Below are 22,220 nucleotides of genomic sequence, written 5' to 3'. Positions count from 1 at the left end.
GCTAATCCGCGATGAACCTTATTTGTTTCGACCTAGTGAGTCAGAAACAGATAAACGGCTCTTTTATTGAGTGGGTGCTGGATTCGAAATCTAGCTCACGAAACCTTAGAGATTGAGTCTACTCAGTGATCTCTTGCAGCACTTCTCCGATTGACCCGCTTGGTTGGGTGATACCCAGTTTGTTCGAAAGCGTTGGCGCAATGTCATATGGCGTCACTGGTCGCGATACATTCTTAGCTTCAACGTCGTAGCCTGCAAAGATCACAGGCACATGAGTGTCGTATTTCCACGGAGAACCATGTGTAGAGGCAATTTGGAGGCCTTCCATGTCGTTAATGTAGCTGCGCGGTGCAAATACTACGTACACGTCGCCAGAACGAGCAGGGTGGTAGTTGTTTTTAATTAGCTGCATCACATGCGTATCCGGTACTCGGTTAGCCGCAATGTCACTACTTGATACAGCAAACGCAACACCTTTCACTTTTGCAATTTCATCCGCAATAGCTTCTTGGACCTTAGCCAGATCAAGCTTCTTCTCAGCGATCAGATCATGATTCAGATAGATGTAAGGTTGTGCGTACAAGCGAATCGCGTCTTTGGTTAAACCAAATTCATCCTTCAATCGTTTCTCAACACCACTCGAGAGTAGTGTGTCTTTATTGAAGTATTGAGCTTGATTGAAACCAAGCGCATTTGCCGCAGGTGAAGATTCAGGTACACCGTGGTCGGCAGACAGCACAATCAATGTGTTTTCTAGCCCGACTTGGTTATCCACGGTTTTGAAAAGCTTAGCGAGAGTCTTATCAAGTCGGATAAGGTTGTCTTCTGTTTCTAGGCTTTCAGGGCCGTAAAGGTGCACCACGTAGTCATTTGATGAGAAACTCACTGACAGATAATCGGTCACGTCGCCTTGGCCAAGCTTCTCTTGCATCAACAAGGTGCTAGCGAAGTTTTCCGTGATTTCGTCACCAGCAGGGCTGACGGTTAGCGTTGTGCTGTAGTACTTGTAACTTGCCGGGCCATAAGGATGAGGGAAGGTGCGTTGGAAGTCACCGAGTTTCACTTTGTGTTCGGTATCGTGTTCTTGCAACGTGTACTTATCACGCGGTAATGACAGCTCCCATTTCTGTTTGGAATACTGAGCAGCAATCGCTTTCTCGTTCCAGCGTGATACCCAATCTGGATACTCGTCATAGTAATAGTTACTGGTGACAAACTCCGATTGTGCTTTGGAGAACCAGAAGGCTTTACCACTGTGTCCTGCCAATGAGATTGCGCCGCGGTCTTTCACTGATACACCGAATACTTTTGATTTGCCACTATTGGAAATCGTCAGTTCGTCACCAAACGTGGTGGAGAGTATTGGCTCTGGAGAGCGGCCATCGCCTTGTGCTGTCTTCTGCGTTGGGTCGATCTCTGTTGCTTTATCGACACCTGCACCAGAGGTCAGCATTTGGTAGTTACCGTCTTCTACGTTATACACCAAACGTTCTTCGCTACGGTCATACCAAACGTTACCTACCATGCCGTGTACGCTCGGTGGAGCACCTGTTGCAAGCGACACATGGCCCACGATCGTTTCCGTGTTGCCATGTTGGTAGTTTGCGTTGGTGTAGTAGGTACCATCATCCATTAAGTACCGGAAACCGCCTTCACCGAAGTTGTGCTTATATCGTTCGATTAGATCTGCGCGCAGGCCATCTACCGTGATTTGAAGGACTAGATTTGGCTTTTCCTCAGCTGAAGCTGGGAGAGCGCAGAGTAACGCGAGGGTTAGTCCTGAAAGCTTGGTGTATTGCATAGAGTTTCCTTATTCACTGTTGCCGCTGAGTTCTAATGTTTGGTCAGGTTTCCAACGTTTGGCCAGATTTGTAACGTGTGTGCAGTGCGAATCGTATTTTTAGTATTGTTGGTGACGATTAGTGAACCATAACCTTCGGCATCTTTAGTTAGTTCGCTTCGTTAGCTAGTTCACATCCTTAACTAAACGCAGCCCCATATCTGACATAGTGATCGATTGGCTTGCGAAGTCACGACGGTAACTTTCAGATTCATTTTCGTCATAAGCAAAGCTGCCACCGCGAACCGATTTGTGTGATAAACCGACGTCGCTGTGTTTTGCGTTGTTAGGGTTGTCTGTTGGACCGAATCGGTAGAAGGTGTCATCGAAGGCATCGATAACAAACTCGCCCACGTTTCCTGTCATGTCATATAAGCCTAGTTCATTTGGTTTCTTTAGCCCGACTGGATGTGCGCTATTTTTAGAATTTGCTGAGTACCACGCAACATCATCTAAGTTATTGGAACCACTGTAAGTATAGCCTTTACTTTTATTGCCACCTTTGGCTGCAAATTCCCATTCAGCTTCAGTAGGCAGACGGTATTCTTCATCCGTTAATTCATTCAACTGCTCAACAAAATAGTTTGCTTGCTGCCAACTAAGGTTATTGACCGGAACTTGTGGGTTTTGGAAATAACTGAGAGATGAACCCATCACCGATTCGAACAATTCTTGAGTCACCTCAAACTTCGCAATATAGAAACTATCTACAGTTACATTACGTGCAGGACGCTCTGCTTTGGTCGCTTCTGGACCGTTCGACCCCATGGTGAATGTGCCGCCTTCAACCAACACCATCTCTTGGTCAATTTGTTGGGCGATGGGGTGTGTAGGCACGCTTGCACAGCCACTCAGAAGTATAGTCATGGTGACGCTGCTAATTGTTGCTAACTGTTTGTAATTAAGAAATTTCATCACGTGCCTCAGATGTTCGAAATAGGGTCTAATTCTAACGTTTAAGGTCATTCCTATTGGTTATAAAGGGTATAACATGTCACCTGTTCGAATAGGAATTATGATGGGTCCAGAATACTAAAATAGGTAGGTAAATCATGCATATTACTCAAGGTCCACAATATAACGGTAAAGCGTCTAAGCGCTTGCATGTCATGGCTAAGCCGATTGGCGCAGCATGCAACATTGACTGTAAATATTGTTACTACCTAAGTAAGCAAGATTTGTTGGAGTACAAGAAAGGCAGTTCTCCAAGAATGGATGATGAGACGTTAGAAACCTACATCCGACAATACATCGAAGGTCAAAACACGCCAGAAATTATCTTCTCATGGCAGGGCGGTGAACCGACAATGCTAGGTTTGGCGTATTTTGAACGCGTGGTTGAGCTACAGAAAAAGTACCAACCTGAAGGTGTATTGATTTCAAACGATTTACAAACCAATGGTACCTTGCTGAATGATGATTGGGCGGAGTTTCTTGTGAAGAACAACTTCCTGATCGGTTTGAGTATTGATGGTCCCGAAATGCTGCACAATGCCTATCGTGTTAACAGAGCTGGCCGTGGCACATTCAAACAAGTGATGGCGGCTGTGGAGCTGCTGCACAAACACCAAGTGAAGTTCGCAACGCTTACCTGTGTGAATAACCTCACCAGTCAAAATGCACTTGAGGTCTATCGCTTCCTACGTGATGTTGTGAAGTCACCGCAAATGCAGTTTATTCCTATCGTTGAACAGAAAACGTTCCGAACGGTTGCACCACAAACATCCCAAGTGAGCGAACAGCTCAAACAAGGCGACAAACGCCTGATCCCCGGCCATAAAGATTCGATCATGGAATCGTGGTGTGTGTCGGATTTGGCTTGGGGTAATTTCCTTATTTCTGTATTTGATGAGTGGGCTAAGAACGACATCGGTAAGGTGTTTGTTCAGTATTTTGAAGCAAGTTTAGAAACGTGGATTGGGCGTCCGAACCCATTGTGTACCTTGAACGAGATATGCGGAAAGGGTTTGGCAATGGAGCCAAATGGCGATGTTTTCTCATGCGACCACTATGTTTACCCTGAGTACAAAATTGGCAATATTCATCACGAGAAACTTGATGATTTGGCGTACAGCGCACCACAGCAAAAGTTTGGTTTTGCTAAATCCCGCACACTGACCAGTCAATGTCAGCAGTGTGATTACAAGTTCGCTTGTCATGGTGAGTGCCCTAAGAACCGCTTTATCAAAACTCGTGCAGGCGAACCGGGCTTGAACTACTTATGTGCAGGTTGGCATAAGTTCTTTTCTCATGTCGATAAGTCGATGGCGTACATCGCTCGCGCGATGGGGCATCCGGTTGCTCATGGTAAATTCAGCGACTCAGTATTGATGGCGCATCGAGCAAAACAGGCGCAACAAGCTACGTTCGAGACCAAGTTTTAACTCGTTCTTTGGATCAACAGGTCCAAGATAAATTTAATCAGATACGAGTCTAAGGACAGGCTAAGTTCTCCAGTTTAAGGTAATACTATGATGAAGAAGAGTTTAGCGACGGCTGTTGCTTTATTGATTTCAACGTCCGCATTAATTTCAACGTCTGCGATGGCTGCGAATAGCGTTCAACAAACGGTTGACGCGCCAGCACAAAATATCAATCAAGTGCTTGAAATGACGGACACTCAAACCCGCATTCAACAGTTGTCTTACATGGCACAAGATCAGAATCAATCTGTTGAAAATCGTACTGGTGCACTGCAAGAGCTTGCTTCATATCCAAGCCAAAATGCGCTGGTGGCGGTGGCAAGAGGCTTAAAAGATCAAAACCCTGAAGTTCGTGAAGCGGCGGTTATCGGTTCTGAACCTTACCAACTTGAACATCGCTGGGCGTTAGTTTCACCCTTGCTAAAAGACAGCGATACCATGGTTCGCCATACGGCAACGTCAAACCTAGTCCGTGACTTCAATGCATTGGATGACGAGCAGAAAGCACAAATTGAACCACCAGTCATAGAGCTTATTAGCTTCTTGGAAACGCAAGAATCTGAAAAGTACCAATTACTGTTTGCTGATGTGCTTCGTTGGCACAATGACTGGGATAAGGCGGAAACGGTTTATCTAGAGCTGATCAATACGCATCCAAAAGAAGCGCAAGTTTGGTTGAGCTACGCAGATAATTTTCGAGCTCAGAACAAAGATAAGCAAGCAGTCGAAGTATTAGATCGTGGTTTGGAGAGCGTGCCAAACAACGCCGCTCTGCATTATTCGAAATCGTTGACTCTGGTTCGCCTTGAAGACAAAACTGCGGCAGCCAAAGAGATTGAAGTGGCTGCGAAGCTAGCGAAAGATAACAGCTACTACTGGTACCTAAATGGGGTATTACAAGAAGAGTTGGATATCGACAAGTCGACTAAATCGTTCGAGAAAGCATATTTGATCTCTGGTTCTCCAGAGCAGCTATACGCGGTATGCGATATCTATGTGCGCTACGGAAATGAAAAGACCGATGATTGCTTAGATGAGCTAGGTAAAGTAGCTCCTGACTATGTTATTGAGCAGCTTAAAGAGAAGCGAGTAGCGCCAAGCTCATAATATTTGAATGAGTAAATAGATAAGCCGCTTATGAAAAGCCAGTCGAAAAATTCGACTGGCTTTTTTGGGTCTTAATTGCTGAGAGTGACCATCGATTTGAATTCGAGTTAAAAAACAAAACTCAACATGATGGTGTAGAGCATGGCATCAGTATCATTTGTTGGTTGGTCAATGAATGCTCCTCTAGACTTTCTTGATTCAAAGTACTGTATTTCGCCATTTAATGAGATATTTGGTAGCACGTCATAATCAACACCGATGAGATAGCTATTGCCGTTTAAATGTTCATGATCATCAAACTGTGCGCCATAAACGACGTAAGGAGTGAATAACCCCAAATGGTATCCAAGACTGGCATATATCGAGGACGAGATGTCACTGATCTGTCCTTCACTTGTCAAAACAAATTGACCCAGTTCGTATTCTGCTCCTAATGACCAAAGTTGAATGTGTTGGTTGTCTTGTTTGCTACTGAATGGAGCTGTTATCGAAGTCCCAGGGATTGTAATCGTGCCAGAAACGGTTTGATCAAAATTGGAGTCGAGGAATGACAAGTTCCAACGATAGTTTTCACCGCTCAATTGAAGATTGGCACCGAACATTCGGTTGGTTTCAAATTCCAGTTTTGTAGTCGAGTTGAAATCTACGTCATTTTTATCTTTTATGCCGATAAACGGAGTAAGTAAAAGAGTAGCTTCGTCACTGACATCGTGAGTCCAGCTCACTTTTATGCCATTGAAAGCTGTGATTCCGAGAACGCTGTTATACACCTCTGTAGGTGGCCTCGCGGTCATATAGGCTTGGCCTACATAGTAGTACTCAGAGGCAAGGAACAGTGGCAGTCGTAATCGACCAATGCTGACATCAAAGTCATTAAATTCATAACCTAAGTAAGCCCACTCTAGCTGCGGCTCACTCCAATCATATTGGGGTGGCTTGACAACTTGCACGGAAGCTTTGAATGAGTTGTAGAAGTAATCGAGTTGAACACCAAATGTGGTATCACAGTCGTAACAGCTATCATCAGTAAAACCGCGGTTGATGATTAATGGATTATCGTTATCCGATGTTGCCCAAGACGTTGAGCCAAAGCCACTCAAGGATAAATTATCGGTAAGTTCGATATTCGCAAAAGCCGGAGAGGCCATTGAGGCACATAACACTGACGTAATTATTCTTTTCATATTATTTCTCCGAACTTATAACGTAGAGAACGTTGGCATTTTGAGGAACCGAAGAGAGTGGGGAGTAACCAATACGGTTTGGTTTGTCATCAAGCCAGTCGACTAAGCTGTCGGTTGACGCCGTTTTGATTTCTCTTGGATAACGCGCTTTTCCTGAAAAAGATAAACCAGCCCAGTGTGCATTCATTTGAGCGGCATTTTTTCCAAGCAAAAGCTGATAAAAGTCCTCTCTTTCGGCACTGTTCTCAGGCCAATCAGACAGTTCAACACGTTTGCCATTGAGGTGCTTAGTTTTCCCTCTATAGAGCTTTCGCGCTTTGTTTATTGATATCTCTTCAAATCCGGAGTCTAAAGAAAATATGGCATAATCTTTAGCGGCATGAGCGGGGCTGAGAAGAAGTAAGCTTCCTAACAACCCTATCACTGCGGGTAGCAGCGCTCTGCACGAGAGTGTTTTAATTGTTTTGATCCAATCCATTGGTTTCTCCTAACAAGTCGCACTTTCTATTTGGTGGAACAGTTTTTCTTTTCTTACGGGCTTCGCTACGTACCCATCCATTCCGGAATCAAAGCACTTTTGAATATCATCATCGATAACACTAGCGGTTAACGCGATAATAGGAGTTTTGCTTAAGCCTTGGTTTTTCTCGTGTTCTCGAATCTCCTTAGTTGCCGTGAAACCGTCCATAACAGGCATCATGCAATCCATCAAAATAATGTCGAAGCTACTGTCGTTCTGGTACATATCAACGGCAATTTGTCCGTTGTCTGCAATTTCAAAGGCATATCCGGCCTTCTTCAGCATGATAGAAGCTACTTTTTGATTGACGCGGTTGTCTTCGACTAGCAAGATTCTCTCTGATTTGCTCGGAATTGCGTTTTGTTCCGCTTCTTCAGGCAAAGTACGTTTGGTCGCAGCCCCGTTGATAATTGGAGTGACAGTTGCAGGTTGTTTCTTAGGTTGAGCTTTATAGGAAGCTGGTAGTGGCATAGCTTCTACCGCGGTGAGTACTTTCTCTTTAAGCATTTCGAACTTGAATGGTTTTGGTACATAGTCATCCATACCAACGTCGAAACACCTCTGAATATCGTCATCGATGACACTGGCGGTCAATGCAATGATAGGGATGCGTCGCGTCGCTTCTGTTTCTTTTTCAATTCTTCGGATGTTGCTTGTTGCATCAAAGCCATCCATAACCGGCATCATGCAGTCCATGAGTATCGCCGCGTAATGAGGATTTGCGGTGAACATGTCCACAGCTTCTTGACCATTATTAGCGAACTCGAATTCAAAACCACTTTTACCGACATGAAGACCAGCAATTTTTTGGTTGATCTTGTTGTCTTCAACGATGAGGATTTTGTGTTGGATCTCGACTGATGTCTGGCTTGCTTCTGATAGTTCCGCCAAACCTCGTGTATCACAAAGCTCAATAGCTTTAATTAAACGCAAGCCGAGTAGGGGCTGTGCGACTTGTGCAGTAACGCTGTCACCAAGATCCGCTGGCTCACTTAAGAAGGAACGTATCAAACAGATAGTGATGCCGTTTTGGTGCAGCTTTTCTAAGTTATCTGCGTGGGTATTAGCTAGGAATGCGTCATCTTCGGCGAAAACAACAGTAATAGGTTTAGTGTGTTTTTGAGTGGAGAGCTGCTCTGTAATTGCCGTTATATCATTCGTTTTATCGGTAACCTTCAAACCATAAAGGTTAAGGTCGGACTCGATTCGCTCGGAGAGCATGTTTTCGTTACCCAGCACATAAATATCAGCCGTTGCTGTACTTGGTTTTGGCAGTATCAAGTCAACAGGCAATACCAAGTCGAAGTAGAAACAGCTTCCTTCACCTTTGACGGAGTCGAGTTGAATTTGACCACCCATCAGCTCTACCAACTGTGTACTGATGGCTAGACCAAGACCAGTACCACCAAATTGACGTGTGGTTGAATCGTCTTCTTGAGCGAACGGTTCAAATATCTGTTTTTGTTGCAGTGAATCGATACCAATACCCGTATCTCGTACAGCAAATCGAATGGTGGCATTGTTATCTGCTTTGTTGAGCGTTTGAATTGATAATGTGACGCCACCTTCAGCCGTAAACTTCACCGCATTCGACATAAAGTTCATCAAGATCTGTCTTAAACGGTGATCGTCTATCATCACGCGTGCCGGTGTATCAGGGCTGATATCAACGTTAATCGATATTCTTTGTTCTTTCGCTTTTGGTGCCACAATAGAGGCTATGTCGTAAATCGATTCTCGAATTGATGCTGAATGAGGGCTGATCAACAGCATGCCAGATTCGATCTTAGAGAAGTCCAAAATGTCGTTGATAAGGCTTAATAGCAATTGAGAAGAGGTCTCAATGGTATCGACATAATCGCGTTGTGTTGGTGTCAGCGGTGTATCAGACAAGATCTCAGAAATACCAATAACACCATTGAGCGGGGTGCGAATTTCATGAGACATGTTGGCCAAGAAGCTACTTTTTGCTTTGCTGGCTTGTATTGCGTTGTCTTTCGCGTGTTCGGCATCCTCTTTGGCTCTCTCTGCGTCTTCTTTTGCTACCGTCAATCTCTCTTTCGCGAGCTCTCGTTCGATGGTCAATCGTTCAACTTGCTGAGCAAACAGACTGAGTTCATCTTTACCTTGGATTAATTTATCTAAAGAAGGGCGCGTGTCATCATTTTCGCTTTTTAAGAAAGCTAACACCAAATTAAGGTTGTTAGTGACTTGTCTCGCCAAGCTAAGAGTTAAACCCATAACAATCGCTGCCAGCAAAGCGACGATTGAAATAAACAGGGTTCGTTGTATTTGCGCGTCATAGATGGCTTGCTCAACTTCTTGTTGAAACTCTTGCTTGATTACGCCGCCAAGGCTTTGTAATAAGTTGAGCCGTGCGCTCATCGCTTCTAAGCCGACAGACACTTCTTGTGGCGTCAGTTGGCTGATTGTATTTAGGTCGAGTAGCGCGCTTCTTATCTCTTGGCTTTGAGCGAACACATCATTTCGAAACACTTCAACCATCAAAGAAACTTGATGTTCGTTGGCGTTCAATGAAACAAAGCGCTCTAAGAACAATTGCTGTCTTTCACTCAAGGTTTTGATCTGTTCGGCGAGTTCTGGGTCGTACTCTTGGCTGATTTGGAAGATCTCAATCAGTGAACTACCAAGCTTGAACTCTTCGTTCGACCAAAACATCAACCACTCAAGTTGTTGAAGGGCAGTGAGGTGCTGTTGAATTTCACGTTTAGTGTTTTCAAAAGGGACTTTCTCTACTTCAAGTAACAGTTGCTTGTATAAATCGCTCTGCCATTCGAGGGCATCCAATTTATCGTAAGTGTCAGTCACTTGCATCGTCGATAAGGTCGCTTCGCTGAAATCGGCAACAAGTTGATTCATTTCACCAGATGCGTCTAAAAAAATGATGGGAGACAGGTTTTTAAGTTCTGCCTTTACTTGGTTGCTTTGAGTAGCAAACTCTTCAGGGCTAGAGGCTAAGGTACTTCTATACAAAATAGAAATATCTTGAAGATAGACAGATAACTGATTGGTTCGTTCAAAATCGGTTAACTGAGTCGTTAATATATAAGCCTGTCTACCTGCTAGGAAGAGTAATAATGAAATGGGAAGTAGAACTAAGCCAAAGAGTTTATGTTTGACTGAAAGGTTATTCCAAACCGTAATCGCCATATAAGGATCCATCCAACTGTCGTTATATAAAAACAGTAGAATAAAAATGCCGATATGGAAACTTTGAAACGGTAAATTTTACGTAAGTGTGGGAGAGGTATAAGTTCTTGTGATTCCAGAGCTTATTTTGAAATGCGTTCTTTTATTAGTAATTTATAGCGTTTGGCAGTTTGTTTAATTTTATTCTTATTGATGAATCACTTAAAAAGCTTACTAATGAGGACGATTGTTATCGAGGCTTAATTCGAAAAGAAGTTGCTCTAATACGGTTTTTGCAGAGGGTTCTAATGTCCAAATACCGAGCATTCTGTTAAGTGCGGCGCGATACACTCTGTTTTTTAGTAGGAAGGCGAGTGTGCTCGTATCATTGCTGAATACGTGCATTTGTACGATGGTGAGCTCTGCTTTGTTCTCAATGTCTATTTTCTGAAGATTGAAAGCGGGTAGGAAGGCAGACTCATACCAAACCTCAACGATCTCTCGAAGCTCCATCTCTTCTTCAGGTACATCGCACTCCTGAAGTTGGTGGTTTTCAGGAATTGCGGATAAGTAAGCTACATCAAGCTTGTCTGCAACGAATGTGTACATATTCTTCCTTGTTACCTGTGGTATTGGGGCGAATCATCCCTCCCGCTTATGAATTTGTCAATTATATCCATTTCCCTAAATAGCGAATTGTGATTAAGCGTTGAGGTTTTAGCTTAAGCTGTTTAAGTATTTGTCTGTTAAGCCAAAATATTTCAAATTTCCATCCGGCTCTAACACTAAACTCATGTTTGATGTTGCGATCAAACCAGGGTCGTTAGTCGAAAAAATCACGGTCTTATTCAACAATTTATCGGAGAACAGGCGATTAAAGTATTGAGCGTTTTCTTGCTCTGCACCGTTGAACGGTTCATCAATGATAATCAGAGATTGCTCACAGTTACCTAGGCCAAGTACCAGACGCAGTTTTTGTTGAATTCCATTCGGAAGACTTTTGCATTTATCCACGCTTAACTGAGTAGCCAAGCCTTCCGGAAGCCATTCATCTAATTCGAAGAAGCTGATCATTTCTTGCATCTTGTCTGTTGGAATCAGTCCGTTGTGTAAAATGAAGTTGGTCTCAAGTGAGCCTTCAAAAATATGCAAATTGAAAGGGATGTAGTTAATCGACGTGCGATAACGGTAGCTATTGAACTGTTTAATGTTGTAACCATCGACAGATACAGCGCCTTGATAGCGGTCTTCTAACCCAGCAATGATTGAAATTAAGGTGGTTTTACCGCAGCCCGTAGGGCCACAAATGACCACTTTGGCACTGGGTGGGATTTTGAACCCCAAGTTAGTTAAACCCGTTGCGGCTCCTGCATATCGGTGACTGACTCCGCTGCCCACAATGCTTCCTTGGAACAGGCGAATAGGTGGGCTTTTTTCTAAGGTCAATTTGTCGTCATTCATCGACATCAGGTTGTTTATCTGTGCTGATGAAGCTTTGATCGATTGGAACTTGGAAATTGAGTTATAGATACCCATGATTGGGCCTAACGCTTTCCAAACCAAAATAACGGTTGCGAGCATGGCACCCGCATCAGAAGTACCTTCCATCACGCCGATTACCGCGGTCACGATACTTGCTGTACCAATCACTTGAATCAAACTGCCACCAGCGGCCTGAATCTTACTGTTAGTCACGGCAACGTTCTCTGCATCGCTGGTGCTTTGCATATGCGATGCACTGAATCGAGATTGAACGACACGAAGTAAAGGCAGGCCTTGGATTGTTTTGATACCACGAAGGATTTCGTTCCATTGATACGAGACCATCGCATTGGCGCGCGAACTTTTGGATGTGGCTTGCGAGTAGATATAGCGAGAGTAAATACAGAACACTAACATCAGGATTAAACCACCCATCACCACTAATGCCGCTGTACCAGACATCAGAGCAATGGCGATGATAAATACGATCACAAACGGCATATCAAAATAGCTGAGCGTCGATTCGGCAGTCACCAAGCGTCGGAAGGTATCGATATCTTTCAAACGAGCTAGCTGAGAAGAGACCCCAGCAGTAGATGTCATCGCATAGGGTAGCCAAAGCAATTTAGATATAACGGCTTGCGAGATGTGCACGGCGAGGTCTTTACCGGAAGTGGCAATGATGTTGACCCGCATTTTCTTAAAGAAGTATTCAGAGAAGCCGACAATAATGGCGAATAAGGTTAGCCAATAGAGTGTGGCTTCGGAGCTCGAAGTCAGTGCGAAGTTATATACACTCATAATAAAGAATGGCTGCAATGCACCGAGAATACTGATGACGAAGCTGAGAATGATCAGGCTTTTAAGTTCATTGTTATAACGATAGAAAGCGTATTTAATCCAATTGCTTCTGTCTTGCGATTCCGGAGGTGGCTCGCGGAACAGACGAGAATATTCGCTAATCGCAATCAGCAAACAGGGCTTTTTGCACATTGGGTATTCAATGGTGTTGTTGTTCGTGTAATCAAACAGCAGCAACTTTCCATCTTTGGTGCCTAAGAAAATCGCACTTAGATTCTCTATTTCAATAAAGCATGGCTGAGGGTGTTTATCTATATTATCGAGTGTCTTTAATTTGGTCACATCACAGCGATACCCAAGACGCTCTATGGTTGCTGTAAAGCTGTCGCTGTCTTTGTGTTTCGGAATAAAAGCATCGCTGAGTATCGCGGGTGTGCCTTCCCATTCGAGTGCTATCAAGGTGTAGGCCAAACCGCGGATAAGTGGCGATTGACTGTAACGTTCGTCGTATCCGCTGGATTCAAAATCCAAGACACGTTGCGGTACATTATTGAAGTCGACTAAGATACTCATTGGTCACCTCCGGTAAGTTTTACGCGTTTGAGGCGATGGTTAAGCTTGTCCATTTTATTACTGGCGATGATCAAGATTTTGTCGTTGGCTCGATAAGCCGTACTGGTGAGAACCATTCGTGCAAATTCCTCATCAAACACACAGTCGATGTCATCAAATATCAATACGCGCTTACTGGCGAGCAGGGCGCGAACTAATAATAGGGCGTAGCCAACTTGGCGTGAGAATGGGTTACGCATATGGCCTTTGAGTTCTGTATAAAAACCGGCAGAAAGCCCATCAATTTGAGCTTTGATGTTCATGGTTTCACACAGTGCAAACGCCGTGTTATTCAAGCTTGGGCGGAAACAGGTGAGGTTATCGATAATCGTCCCTTCTACGAACGAACTGGTCTTATCAACCATCAGAACACTGTTACGCCAAACGTTGTAATTGACGTCATCCAAAGGCGTGTCGTTAATCATGATATCGAGTTTGCTATCACTGTTCTGACGCGTAATACAGTTAGCGAGGTGGGTCTTACCTGAACCACTTTTCCCTGTCAGCAAATAGGCTTGTCCGAGTTCGAACTCGATACGCTGCTTTTCAGAATACTTAACCGAAATACGTTCAACTTCTGTTGTTTCATGTTGGTGTTCAACAGAGGCGGCCAATTCAAGGAGGTCAGCGATACGTTGGATATGGAGTTTGTTTAACTCCCAGCGGCTCGCGGTTCTCATTACCTGTTGATATGGCGCAAAGTAACGGTTGGTTAGCATGATGATCGCGGCCATGATGCCTTGACTCGATTCCATATTGATTACGGCAGTCGCCAAGACCACAACAACGCAAGCAATGGATAGCTGTTGGATGAGCGCCAAAATCAAGCCAAAGTTCGACTCGATTTGCTCATATTTGATGTTCTCCACTTCACGCTCTTCGACCATTTGTGTCATCAGGCTTTCAACGCGGTACTCCATGTTTCGCGCTTTAATATCAAGCGGGCTAGAGATGATCTCAATGATTTTGGAGGTAGTTAACCCTTCGATGTCTGACTTATTCTGCAAGCTACCAATTTTCTGTTTGGAAAGACTCCAAGCGAAAATCGCTAAGACAGCCGAGGCAATTAGAAGGGTGATACCAGCCCATATGTTAATGAGACCGATGATAAGTATAGTAATCACGCTAACAGCAAGGTTGATAAGCGCTCGAACCGATTCTCCACCAAAGAAGGTCTTAAGTTCAGGAATGGTTGAGATTCGTTCTAGGTATTCGCCTGGTTCCAAACGACGGAATTTAGATATTTCCGCCAAACAGATGGATTGGAATACCTTGTTGGTTAGGTTGGTTTCAAACTGCCTCATGATAACGGAAGATATCTTCTCTTCCTGACTTTTTAAGTGGTAGTCGAGGAAGATGGAAATCAAAATAATCGCGAACAATAAGAACAGCGTATCTTGTGCTTGGTTGGGTAACACTCGGTCAAAAATGATCAGAATAGAGAAGGGCAGTACCAAACCAAACAGGGTCGATATTATCGTTGAGAAAGTCAGATAACACTTATCTGCCATGTTGATCTTTTGCGAAAACTGCTCAGTTTGCATTGTGACCTCCTTTTCTCAATGACTCCGTTGAGAGAAGATGTTTTGGCACCAAATCTTGATTGTCGCGACCTTCAATATCACTCATTAATTGCATCACGCTTTCGATAGATTGAATTGAGAGTATTCCCTTAATTTGCTCAAGCTTGATGGTCTCGATGATGTAGTCGTATCGTGCGCTTTCATAGTCTCTTAACGCGCTGAACAGCTTACTTTCCGCCGCCAGCAAGTCGGTGATGGTACGCGTGCCTAATTGGTAGGCTCTTTGGATCCCTTTATAAGACGCGTAGTTGGCGCGAATGATGTTTTCGTAACTGCTTATAGATTGCGAGAAATCGTTAATGTTGAGCACGGAGGTATTCACACTGTTACGTGTGGTGTAAAGCGAATCTTGGTAAAGCAGCTCAGTACGTTCGATGGCCGTCGATGATTTTTGATAGCCGTAGTAATCAGAGCCACCAGACAAGATAGGAACTGCTAGGTTTAACCCAACACTGGTTGAGTTACTTTCGCCTGTCGCTGTAATGTCGGTTTTGTCGAAGTTATTGGCGTCATCGTGTCGATAGCTGGCTGAAAGCGATACTGTCGGTAAGAAGTTCGAACCGCTCTCTTTTAAGCTTCTGCGGCTTCTCTCGACGTTTTTCTTAGCCACTAACAAGTCGTTGTTGAGCTTTAACGCTTGATCCATGATTGATCGTTGTTCGGTTTCGTTTATCTCTTTTAAAGGCACACTTTCGTAGATATCTTGAGACGGAGTGATAGGGTATTGAATCTGAATCGATAGCCCGTTGAGAATGACGCGACGGTCTTTCTGCAAGGTTCTCAATCGATTCGACACACCTTCTTTCTGAGCAATCACTTCGTAAAGCTCACTGGCGGCTGTATTGCCGAGTTCCACATTGCGTCGCATTTGATGTTCACGCGTCTCAGACGACTTAAGCTCTACCTTGGTCGCTTTAATTTGTGCGTTGTTTTTCAAATACTCAAAGTATTGAGAGCCGATTTCTGAAATAGTGCTTTGGATTTTGTTCTCGTGTTTAATCTCTTCAATGTTGAAGTCGAGCTTTGCCGTCCCATATTTGAAAATATCGCCCAGATTGAAGATCGATTGAGAAAGGGAAAGGCTGTAGCTGTTCGAGTTATAGCTTGAAGTTTCATCAGGCACACTTGATAGCAAGGTTTCATTTTCATTCCATGTGGTATCGGCAGCACCATTGAGGGAAGGAAGAAATTTTGAGCGGCTGATACCAATGTTGTACTCGTTTTCTTCCACGCCCTTATCACTAGCGCGAAGAGACAGGCTGTTTTGCAGGCCGAGCTCTACCGCTTCAAGCAGGGTAGTCGCCGATGCTGAAGGTGTCGTGCTTAATGTAAGCGCAGCTATGATGCTGCTAGTTAAGTTTTTGTACCGCCACATACTTGTTGATCACCTTGATGATTTGGTCGCTTTTATAAGGTTTGCTGATTACGTAATCCATTCCGGCCTCAATACAAGCCTGGTGTTCGTTACTGCTGGTCAATGCGGTTGCACCTATGATGGTACAAGGGTTTTTCTCGTTTTCTTGTTCGAATTGGCGAATGCGTTTTGTGGCTTCGATGCCACCCATACCCGGCATGATGCAATCCATGAAGATGATGTCAGAACGCTTGTTCATAAAGTGCTTCACGGCATCGGCGCCATCGCCAACCATGTCTGGTTCATATTCTTGTTTGGTCAAGATTCGTTTCAGTAAAATTTGTTGAACTCGGTCATCCTCTACGATAAGGAATGAGCTGTTTTCCATCTGTTCTTCCGATGCTTCCGCTTCCATAATGGTGAGTAGGTTTGGAATGAACTCGTAAGGGATAGCAGGAGCGTTGATGATTTTGTCGACGAAGCTATGACACTCTTGTGCTTGCTGAGTGTTGGTCACTGACAACAGTAACCTGGTATTTGGGTGGTTCTTAAGCTGAGATTTCACCGTCTTGCTCAACGACGGCAGCTTGTTGGGTTCAAAGGTATCGGTCAACATTATCGCATCGTAATCACCGAACGTTTTCGCCGCTGAGAAAAGCTCATTTGCAGTGCGAATCTCGGTGATATCAAGCCCCAAGTTACTGAGCATTTTCTTCATCACATCGATGCGAACTTGAGTATTAGCACACAAGAGTAAACGCTTGCCATCAAAGCGAGTTTTCTCTGTGTGGAAGTTCTTAGCCTTAAGATCAAGCTCGATCTGAAAACGTTCCTGAGCCCCTGACTGGAACCAGTGGCTCTCGTAATATCCGTAATCCTTCAGAACGCTTTTCGCTAAGTCATCTGTGCTGGCTGTATGGTCTTTGTGTGCGCTCCAATGGAGTTTGTTGAGCTTGGCAACAGAAACATCCAGTGTTGATAAGAAGTTGAGGTTGATGGTGACACGGGTATTTTCCATGTCTGAAGCCGCACCCGATTCAATCGTTACAAACAGTTTCTTATTTGATTTGAGTTGAATAGCGTTAGAAAGTTGAAGGAACAGTATCCAGAATAAGCTGGTGGATTGGCCTGCAACACGATTCGGTAAGTTGTCAGAGATAAAACAGTCAAGTTGGCTTTCATTACGTTGTACTTTGGCACTGATATGAATCATTAATTCAGATAACACGCTCAGTAAAGAGAACTCTTTCGACTTGCTTTCCGTACCCTGTGATATCAAGCGATTATAGTTTTCTGCTAACTCAGATAGTGTGCTACACGCAGAGGTAATATCGTTCGCCATCAACACGCCGTTTTCATCGGTTTCTTGAACCAGATATTGGACACCACCGTTGATGGTGTTTGTAATTCCGCGAATCTCATAACCGATCAGCGCATACAACTGTTTGTAGAGATCGTTATTGCGCTTTTGGTCTTCTAATTTACTGAAAATAAGTTTGAGATGAGAGTAAATCTGACGCTGCTTGGGGTTGATGCTAACTTCATTAAGAAGCTCTTCAAGACGTTGTAAATCTAGCTGCTTCAGCTCTTGATACAGGGCATCGAATTCATAGTCGATTTCGCGTTCGTTAGAACTGGATTTCTTTAGCTTCAACATAGCAACTGAGTTGGATAGAATCGTAATCACAGCCAATATCACGACCACCATAAACAACCAGATAAAGAACTCGTTTTTTTCTGACATTAAGTCATTTGCATGGTTGTTAAACATGGTGCGATAGTTGTCGTCCATCTGCAGATAGTTATTGGTCAATGAAAGGTACAAGCCTAATACGTCGTTACGTGTTTTTGCGCTATCGGAGAAACGATTAATCGCCAATTCCAGTTGTGTGTATTCAGTTGCCCCAACCAAGCTGAACTCGGTTTTGTTCAACGAGGCTAAAGAGCGAAATTCATTAATTTCAAGCTTCAAGTTAACCAGGTTGAATTCGTTAGTGCCGCAAGTGTTGGTACTTAAACACTGTTGCAGAGTTTGAATATCTTGTTCTATGGTCTGATTAAGCTTCTGGGCTTGTATGAGCAGTGGGGCGCTTTGCACTTGTGCGACTGAATCTATTTTTGACCAAGAAAAGTATAAATAGAAAGCGAGCGCAGCCAATACCACGCTAAATAGTATGCTTAGACGTAGGGCGGGTATGGAAATATTGTACGAAGGTTTACCGCTCATTGATTATCTCTCATCGAAAGCATCCTCGATGGCTGACATCACCGGTTTCGCAGCGTATTCGATCACGCGACGCGAGCCTGTTTTCACATCAGCGGTAAACTCCATGTAAGGTGATAACTTGTATTGAGTGCCTCCTCGTTCAAGAAAGTTTCGGTCAATTTCAATCTCAGCTAAATAGAATTCAGCGTCTTCTTCTTCGTATGATGAACGGCTGATTGAGGCGATGGTTCCCTCAACAAACCCGTATTTTGCAAAGTTATAGGTATCCATTTTTACTTTCACTGCCTGACCAATTTCGACAAATCCCATGTCTTTACGTGGGATCTTCGCTTCACCGTGTAACGAATTATTTATTGGGGCAATATCGGCGATACTTTCTCCTGGCGGAATCACAGCAGAACGGAAATTGAAGTGAAGTTTATCGACCACACCATCGACTGGCGAGTAGACGACTAGGCGATCAACCTTGTCGGAATGCTGCGGTTGTAAGATTCGCTTTAGCTTGAGGTCTTTGTTCGCTTGAATGATTTGTGCTTGGTACTCAGAGTTTCGATTCTCAACCAAGTCACGGTGTTGCTTTTCCAGTTTGTCGAGTTGGAAACGCTCATTCATCACAGATTCGTCAAGGTTCTCAATCTCACGCACCATATTCGACTCTTGTACTTTCATGTTAAGAACGTCGACATAAGACGCCATCTCTTCTTTATAGAGGGTGTTTTTGATGTTGAGCTGCTTACGTATCAGAGAGAGTTGATTCTCTGAACTTTTGCGACGCTTTAACATTGAACTGATCAACGAGTTCTTGTGCTTAATATCGTGTGTAATGAGTTCTTCATTTGAACGGTTTTTAGAGAATTCTTGTCTCCAGGTATTCATGTTGACCTGAACTTGCTCAGGGTATTTCTCAATGAAAGCGTCGAAGTTAGGCTCTATCATGTCGCGTAAGCTTTCATAACGAATCTTATCGAGCTCTATCTGAATAATTTCAGTATTGACGGTATCAAGTTGAGTGTTACGGTCAAGTGAGCGTATTCGAGCGATAGGTTGGCCCTCATAAACGACTTCCCCTTTTCTGACTAACAATTCTTCTAATATCCCGCCTTCTAAATGCTGAACTTTCTCAACATCCGATTCCAATAGCAGTTCGCCACGTACAGAAACAACAATATCGATACGTGCTTGTGACGCCACCGCAATAGCGACCAAAGCGAGCAAGAATATAATGAGCAACGTTTTGTGAACGCTGGTCATGGCACTAGCAAGCACAATAGTGTCATTAGCTGTGACCTTAGAAGCCTCGTTATTGGAAACGAGTGCTTTTCTGAGGTGATGTTCTATTTGGTTATTGCTCATGACTGACCTCGGTTACTTGCCATCTATTACTTCCTTAATATCCAACAAGTGGTTGATTTGTCGATTGACGTTGTGCAATTCAGTTTTTACATCCTCTATTAGATCTTCCGGCGCAGGAAACTCGTGTCTACTCAAGTGTTCCAATTTGGCCATTTTTGGCGGAAGGTCTTGGTCGCAAAGCAACGTTAAGATGGTCTTCAATCGTTTTGAGTAACTATTGAGTTCATCAAAATGATTACCGTTATGAAGCGCTTCTATATTTAGGGCTGCGTCAGAAAAGTCATTGTAAAAGTCGCCTAATAGCAATTGCAGCCCTTTGTGGTTGTTGTCGACCGAGCGCAACAAATTCGTCATGTCTATCATCGCTCCACTGCCTTAATTGCTTTAATCACAATAACTAAGGATCTTTAAAGGCAGTTTTCAAATTTTTTTTGATTCTTTCTCTTTAAAAAGAAATTATGAAAAATGTTGTATAAAAAAATTGGTTTTTCAAAATGATGTCCTTTAATGCCTCTATAAATACGATCAGTTAGCTAGTAGCAACGGAGGCTGTAATGGCAGGCGAAAATAACCAAAACAACCAAAATGAAGATCTAAATGACGCGGTAGAACAAACGGACACGAACGACGCGGGTACGCCCTCCCAACAACAGAATCAACAAAATCAACAAAACACGATTGCGTCGACAATAGCGACGGGTGCTGAAAATGCGGATGCGGCAGACGAAGTTAACCAGGCTTTAGACGAAAATCCGAGTGGTGCAGGTAATGCTGAAGATGCCTCTGCTTCTGGTGCGGCTGTGCAAGAAGAGACGCCAGAAAGTGATGGAGATTCAGACGCTGCACAATCCAATGTAGTTGGTGGAGCCGCTTCTGAAGCTGGCTCGGATAACGCTGCTGGCAGTGGTGGCGGTGCTGGAGCGGGCGCACAAGCTGTAGGTGGTGATATCGCAGAGGCTGCGACAGGTGGTGTAGACGCTGAAGGTAATGAAGAACAAGGCCAAGCTGCGCGTACTTCAGCAGCGCCGAGTGCGACATCTTCAGAGTCGGGTGACCAACAAGTTGGTGATGAGCTAGATTCACAAACAGTAGAAGAGACGTTTGCAGTTGATGTTCAAGCTTCTGACGAAGAGACCATTAGCGAAGTAGAGGATGACTTTGATTCTGAAACGGTAAGCGAAACGTTTAAAATCAAAGTGGAAAGTGAAAATGATGCGCCAGAAGCTGAACAAGATCTGGCTTACATCATGGATGAAGATGGCTCCATAACATTCACTCAAGAACAATTACTCGAATACGCAAGTGATGTAGATGGGGACGAGCTTGTTGCTTCTAACGTTCAAGTTGGTGATGATGCAACAGTTCAAGACAATGGTGATGGTACTTTCACCGTTGTTCCTTCAGCTGATTTTAATGGTGAACTTGACCTTACTTTCGACATCAGTGACGGCCAAGAAACGATTAGCAGCGCAATTGATTTAACGGTACGCCCGATTAATGACGCGCCTGTTCCTGAAGATAAAACGTTTGAAATCGAGGAAGACGGAACTCTTGTATTCACCGACGCTGACCTCCTTTCTGGTGCGACAGACATTGAAGGTGACAACCTAACGGTTGAAGGTGTGACCTACGATGGTGGCGACGGTATCCTTACCGACAACGGTAATGGCACATACACCTTCGCACCGAATGAAAACTTCAATGGCGACGTAAACTTCGGTTTTGATGTGTCAGATGGCACCGATACGGTATCAGCAAACATCGACGTGAGCGTAACTGCCGTTGATGATGCGCCAGTGTCTGGCGACCTAGCGTACTCAATCGACGAAGACGGTTCTATCCGTTTAAGCCAAGAGCAATTGCTATCGCAAGCGTCAGATGTTGAAGGCGATGACCTGACAGCTAGCGACCTTACGGTTGGTGGAGATGCAACGGTTGTAGCTAATGATGACGGCAGCTTCACGATTACGCCAGATGAGAACTTCAATGGCGACATCGATATCAGCTTCGATATCTCAGATGGTACTAATACGGTTCAAGCATCAGCTGACCTAACCGTTAACCCAGTTAATGACCTGCCAGTACCTCAAGATCAACAGTTCAGCGTTGAAGAAGATGGCACGCTCATCTTCACCGATGCAGACCTGTTAACAGGTGCGACTGATATTGAAGGCGACAACCTAACGGTTGAAGGTGTGACCTACGATGGCGGTGACGGTATTCTTACCGACAACGGTAATGGTACATACACCTTTGCGCCAAATGAGAACTTCAATGGCGACGTAAACTTCGGCTTCGATGTCTCTGACGGCACCGATACGGTGTCAGCAAACATCGATGTGAGTGTAACTGCGGTTGATGATGCACCTGTGTCAGGCGATTTAGCGTACTCAATCGATGAAGACGGTTCGATTCGTCTAAGCCAAGAGCAGCTGCTTTCTCAAGCCTCTGACGTGGAAGGCGATGACCTGACTGCTAGCGGCCTAACGGTTGGCGGTGATGCAACCGTTACTCAAAACGATGATGGCAGTTTCACGATTACGCCAGATGAGAACTTCAATGGCGACATCGATATCAGTTTCGA

15 protein-coding genes are annotated in these 22,220 nt (G+C 44.2%); 3 read left to right on the top strand and 12 right to left on the bottom strand.

All coding sequences use genetic code 11. The annotated features are described in order from the left end of the window. Positions 1 to 118: 118 nt before the first annotated feature. Together AB4274_RS04330 and AB4274_RS04325 are read right to left on the bottom strand one after the other, a co-directional pair. Positions 119 to 1,801 (bottom strand): alkaline phosphatase family protein, encoded by a 1,683-nt coding sequence (locus AB4274_RS04330; RefSeq protein ID WP_372111143.1) that lies wholly within the window; start codon positions 1,799 to 1,801, stop codon positions 119 to 121. A gap of 165 nt (positions 1,802 to 1,966) precedes the next feature. Next, positions 1,967 to 2,755: a formylglycine-generating enzyme family protein gene (locus tag AB4274_RS04325; RefSeq protein ID WP_372111142.1), complete on the bottom strand. Its 789-nt coding sequence runs from the start codon at positions 2,753 to 2,755 to the stop codon at positions 1,967 to 1,969. Between the two features lie 137 nt (positions 2,756 to 2,892). On the opposite strand from AB4274_RS04325, the gene AB4274_RS04320 reads away from it, so the two are divergent. Together AB4274_RS04320 and AB4274_RS04315 are read left to right on the top strand one after the other, a co-directional pair. Next, positions 2,893 to 4,224 (top strand): anaerobic sulfatase maturase, encoded by a 1,332-nt coding sequence (locus tag AB4274_RS04320; RefSeq protein WP_017071217.1) that lies wholly within the window; start codon positions 2,893 to 2,895, stop codon positions 4,222 to 4,224. An 87-nt stretch (positions 4,225 to 4,311) separates the two neighbouring features. Continuing rightward, the gene (locus AB4274_RS04315; protein WP_372111139.1) at positions 4,312 to 5,370 is read left to right on the top strand and encodes a hypothetical protein; all 1,059 of its coding nucleotides are present in this window, start codon (positions 4,312 to 4,314) and stop codon (positions 5,368 to 5,370) included. Positions 5,371 to 5,477: 107 nt separating this feature from the next. Here the strand turns inward: AB4274_RS04315 and AB4274_RS04310 are convergent, their stop codons facing one another. From AB4274_RS04310 to AB4274_RS04265, 10 genes are all read right to left on the bottom strand, one after another. Next, on the bottom strand, positions 5,478 to 6,554 hold the full coding sequence (locus AB4274_RS04310; protein ID WP_372111138.1) for a porin: 1,077 nt from the start codon (positions 6,552 to 6,554) through the stop codon (positions 5,478 to 5,480). Between the two features lies 1 nt (position 6,555). After that, positions 6,556 to 7,032: a hypothetical protein gene (locus AB4274_RS04305; RefSeq protein ID WP_372111136.1), complete on the bottom strand. Its 477-nt coding sequence runs from the start codon at positions 7,030 to 7,032 to the stop codon at positions 6,556 to 6,558. A gap of 9 nt (positions 7,033 to 7,041) precedes the next feature. Beyond that, positions 7,042 to 10,245 (bottom strand): response regulator, encoded by a 3,204-nt coding sequence (locus AB4274_RS04300; RefSeq protein ID WP_137002055.1) that lies wholly within the window; start codon positions 10,243 to 10,245, stop codon positions 7,042 to 7,044. 213 nt (positions 10,246 to 10,458) lie between these two features. After that, positions 10,459 to 10,833, bottom strand: coding sequence for a hypothetical protein (locus tag AB4274_RS04295; protein WP_017060464.1), 375 nt, complete (start codon positions 10,831 to 10,833; stop codon positions 10,459 to 10,461). Between the two features lie 108 nt (positions 10,834 to 10,941). Next, positions 10,942 to 13,080 (bottom strand): ATP-binding cassette domain-containing protein, encoded by a 2,139-nt coding sequence (locus AB4274_RS04290; protein ID WP_372111132.1) that lies wholly within the window; start codon positions 13,078 to 13,080, stop codon positions 10,942 to 10,944. Next, positions 13,077 to 14,663: an ABC transporter transmembrane domain-containing protein gene (locus AB4274_RS04285; RefSeq protein ID WP_372111130.1), complete on the bottom strand. Its 1,587-nt coding sequence runs from the start codon at positions 14,661 to 14,663 to the stop codon at positions 13,077 to 13,079. Before AB4274_RS04285 ends, AB4274_RS04290 begins: the two co-directional genes overlap by 4 nt. Beyond that, positions 14,653 to 16,077: a TolC family protein gene (locus AB4274_RS04280; protein WP_017069471.1), complete on the bottom strand. Its 1,425-nt coding sequence runs from the start codon at positions 16,075 to 16,077 to the stop codon at positions 14,653 to 14,655. Before AB4274_RS04280 ends, AB4274_RS04285 begins: the two co-directional genes overlap by 11 nt. Then, positions 16,052 to 18,283 (bottom strand): response regulator, encoded by a 2,232-nt coding sequence (locus AB4274_RS04275; protein ID WP_372111127.1) that lies wholly within the window; start codon positions 18,281 to 18,283, stop codon positions 16,052 to 16,054. The genes AB4274_RS04280 and AB4274_RS04275 overlap by 26 nt, the downstream gene beginning before the upstream one ends. A gap of 3 nt (positions 18,284 to 18,286) precedes the next feature. After that, positions 18,287 to 19,636: an HlyD family type I secretion periplasmic adaptor subunit gene (locus AB4274_RS04270; protein ID WP_372111124.1), complete on the bottom strand. Its 1,350-nt coding sequence runs from the start codon at positions 19,634 to 19,636 to the stop codon at positions 18,287 to 18,289. A 12-nt stretch (positions 19,637 to 19,648) separates the two neighbouring features. Next, positions 19,649 to 19,999, bottom strand: coding sequence for a hypothetical protein (locus AB4274_RS04265; protein WP_017060458.1), 351 nt, complete (start codon positions 19,997 to 19,999; stop codon positions 19,649 to 19,651). Between the two features lie 191 nt (positions 20,000 to 20,190). Here AB4274_RS04265 and AB4274_RS04260 point away from each other — a divergent pair. Beyond that, on the top strand, positions 20,191 to 22,220 hold a 2,030-nt coding region (locus AB4274_RS04260; RefSeq protein WP_372111121.1), incomplete at its 3' end, for a tandem-95 repeat protein.

This window comes from Vibrio sp. 10N.261.55.A10, from assembly GCF_041470825.1.
GTDB classification, from domain to species: domain Bacteria; phylum Pseudomonadota; class Gammaproteobacteria; order Enterobacterales; family Vibrionaceae; genus Vibrio; species Vibrio crassostreae_C.
Note: the sequence above shows the minus strand (reverse complement) of the source record. Positions and strands in the feature narration are given on the sequence as shown.

Bases quoted from the DNA above. Each gene is read 5' to 3' on its own strand.
- AB4274_RS04330 (WP_372111143.1), bottom strand. From the start codon at position 1,801: ATGCAATACACCAAGCTTTCAGGACTAACCCTCGCGTTACTCTGCGCT.
- AB4274_RS04295 (WP_017060464.1), bottom strand. From the start codon at position 10,833: ATGTACACATTCGTTGCAGACAAGCTTGATGTAGCTTACTTATCCGCA.
- AB4274_RS04305 (WP_372111136.1), bottom strand. From the start codon at position 7,032: ATGGATTGGATCAAAACAATTAAAACACTCTCGTGCAGAGCGCTGCTA.
- AB4274_RS04275 (WP_372111127.1), bottom strand. From the start codon at position 18,283: ATGAGCGGTAAACCTTCGTACAATATTTCCATACCCGCCCTACGTCTA.
- AB4274_RS04310 (WP_372111138.1), bottom strand. From the start codon at position 6,554: ATGAAAAGAATAATTACGTCAGTGTTATGTGCCTCAATGGCCTCTCCG.
- AB4274_RS04280 (WP_017069471.1), bottom strand. From the start codon at position 16,077: ATGTGGCGGTACAAAAACTTAACTAGCAGCATCATAGCTGCGCTTACA.
- AB4274_RS04325 (WP_372111142.1), bottom strand. From the start codon at position 2,755: ATGAAATTTCTTAATTACAAACAGTTAGCAACAATTAGCAGCGTCACC.
- AB4274_RS04320 (WP_017071217.1), top strand. From the start codon at position 2,893: ATGCATATTACTCAAGGTCCACAATATAACGGTAAAGCGTCTAAGCGC.
- AB4274_RS04270 (WP_372111124.1), bottom strand. From the start codon at position 19,636: ATGAGCAATAACCAAATAGAACATCACCTCAGAAAAGCACTCGTTTCC.
- AB4274_RS04265 (WP_017060458.1), bottom strand. From the start codon at position 19,999: ATGATAGACATGACGAATTTGTTGCGCTCGGTCGACAACAACCACAAA.
- AB4274_RS04290 (WP_372111132.1), bottom strand. From the start codon at position 13,080: ATGAGTATCTTAGTCGACTTCAATAATGTACCGCAACGTGTCTTGGAT.
- AB4274_RS04315 (WP_372111139.1), top strand. From the start codon at position 4,312: ATGATGAAGAAGAGTTTAGCGACGGCTGTTGCTTTATTGATTTCAACG.
- AB4274_RS04300 (WP_137002055.1), bottom strand. From the start codon at position 10,245: ATGGCGATTACGGTTTGGAATAACCTTTCAGTCAAACATAAACTCTTT.
- AB4274_RS04285 (WP_372111130.1), bottom strand. From the start codon at position 14,663: ATGCAAACTGAGCAGTTTTCGCAAAAGATCAACATGGCAGATAAGTGT.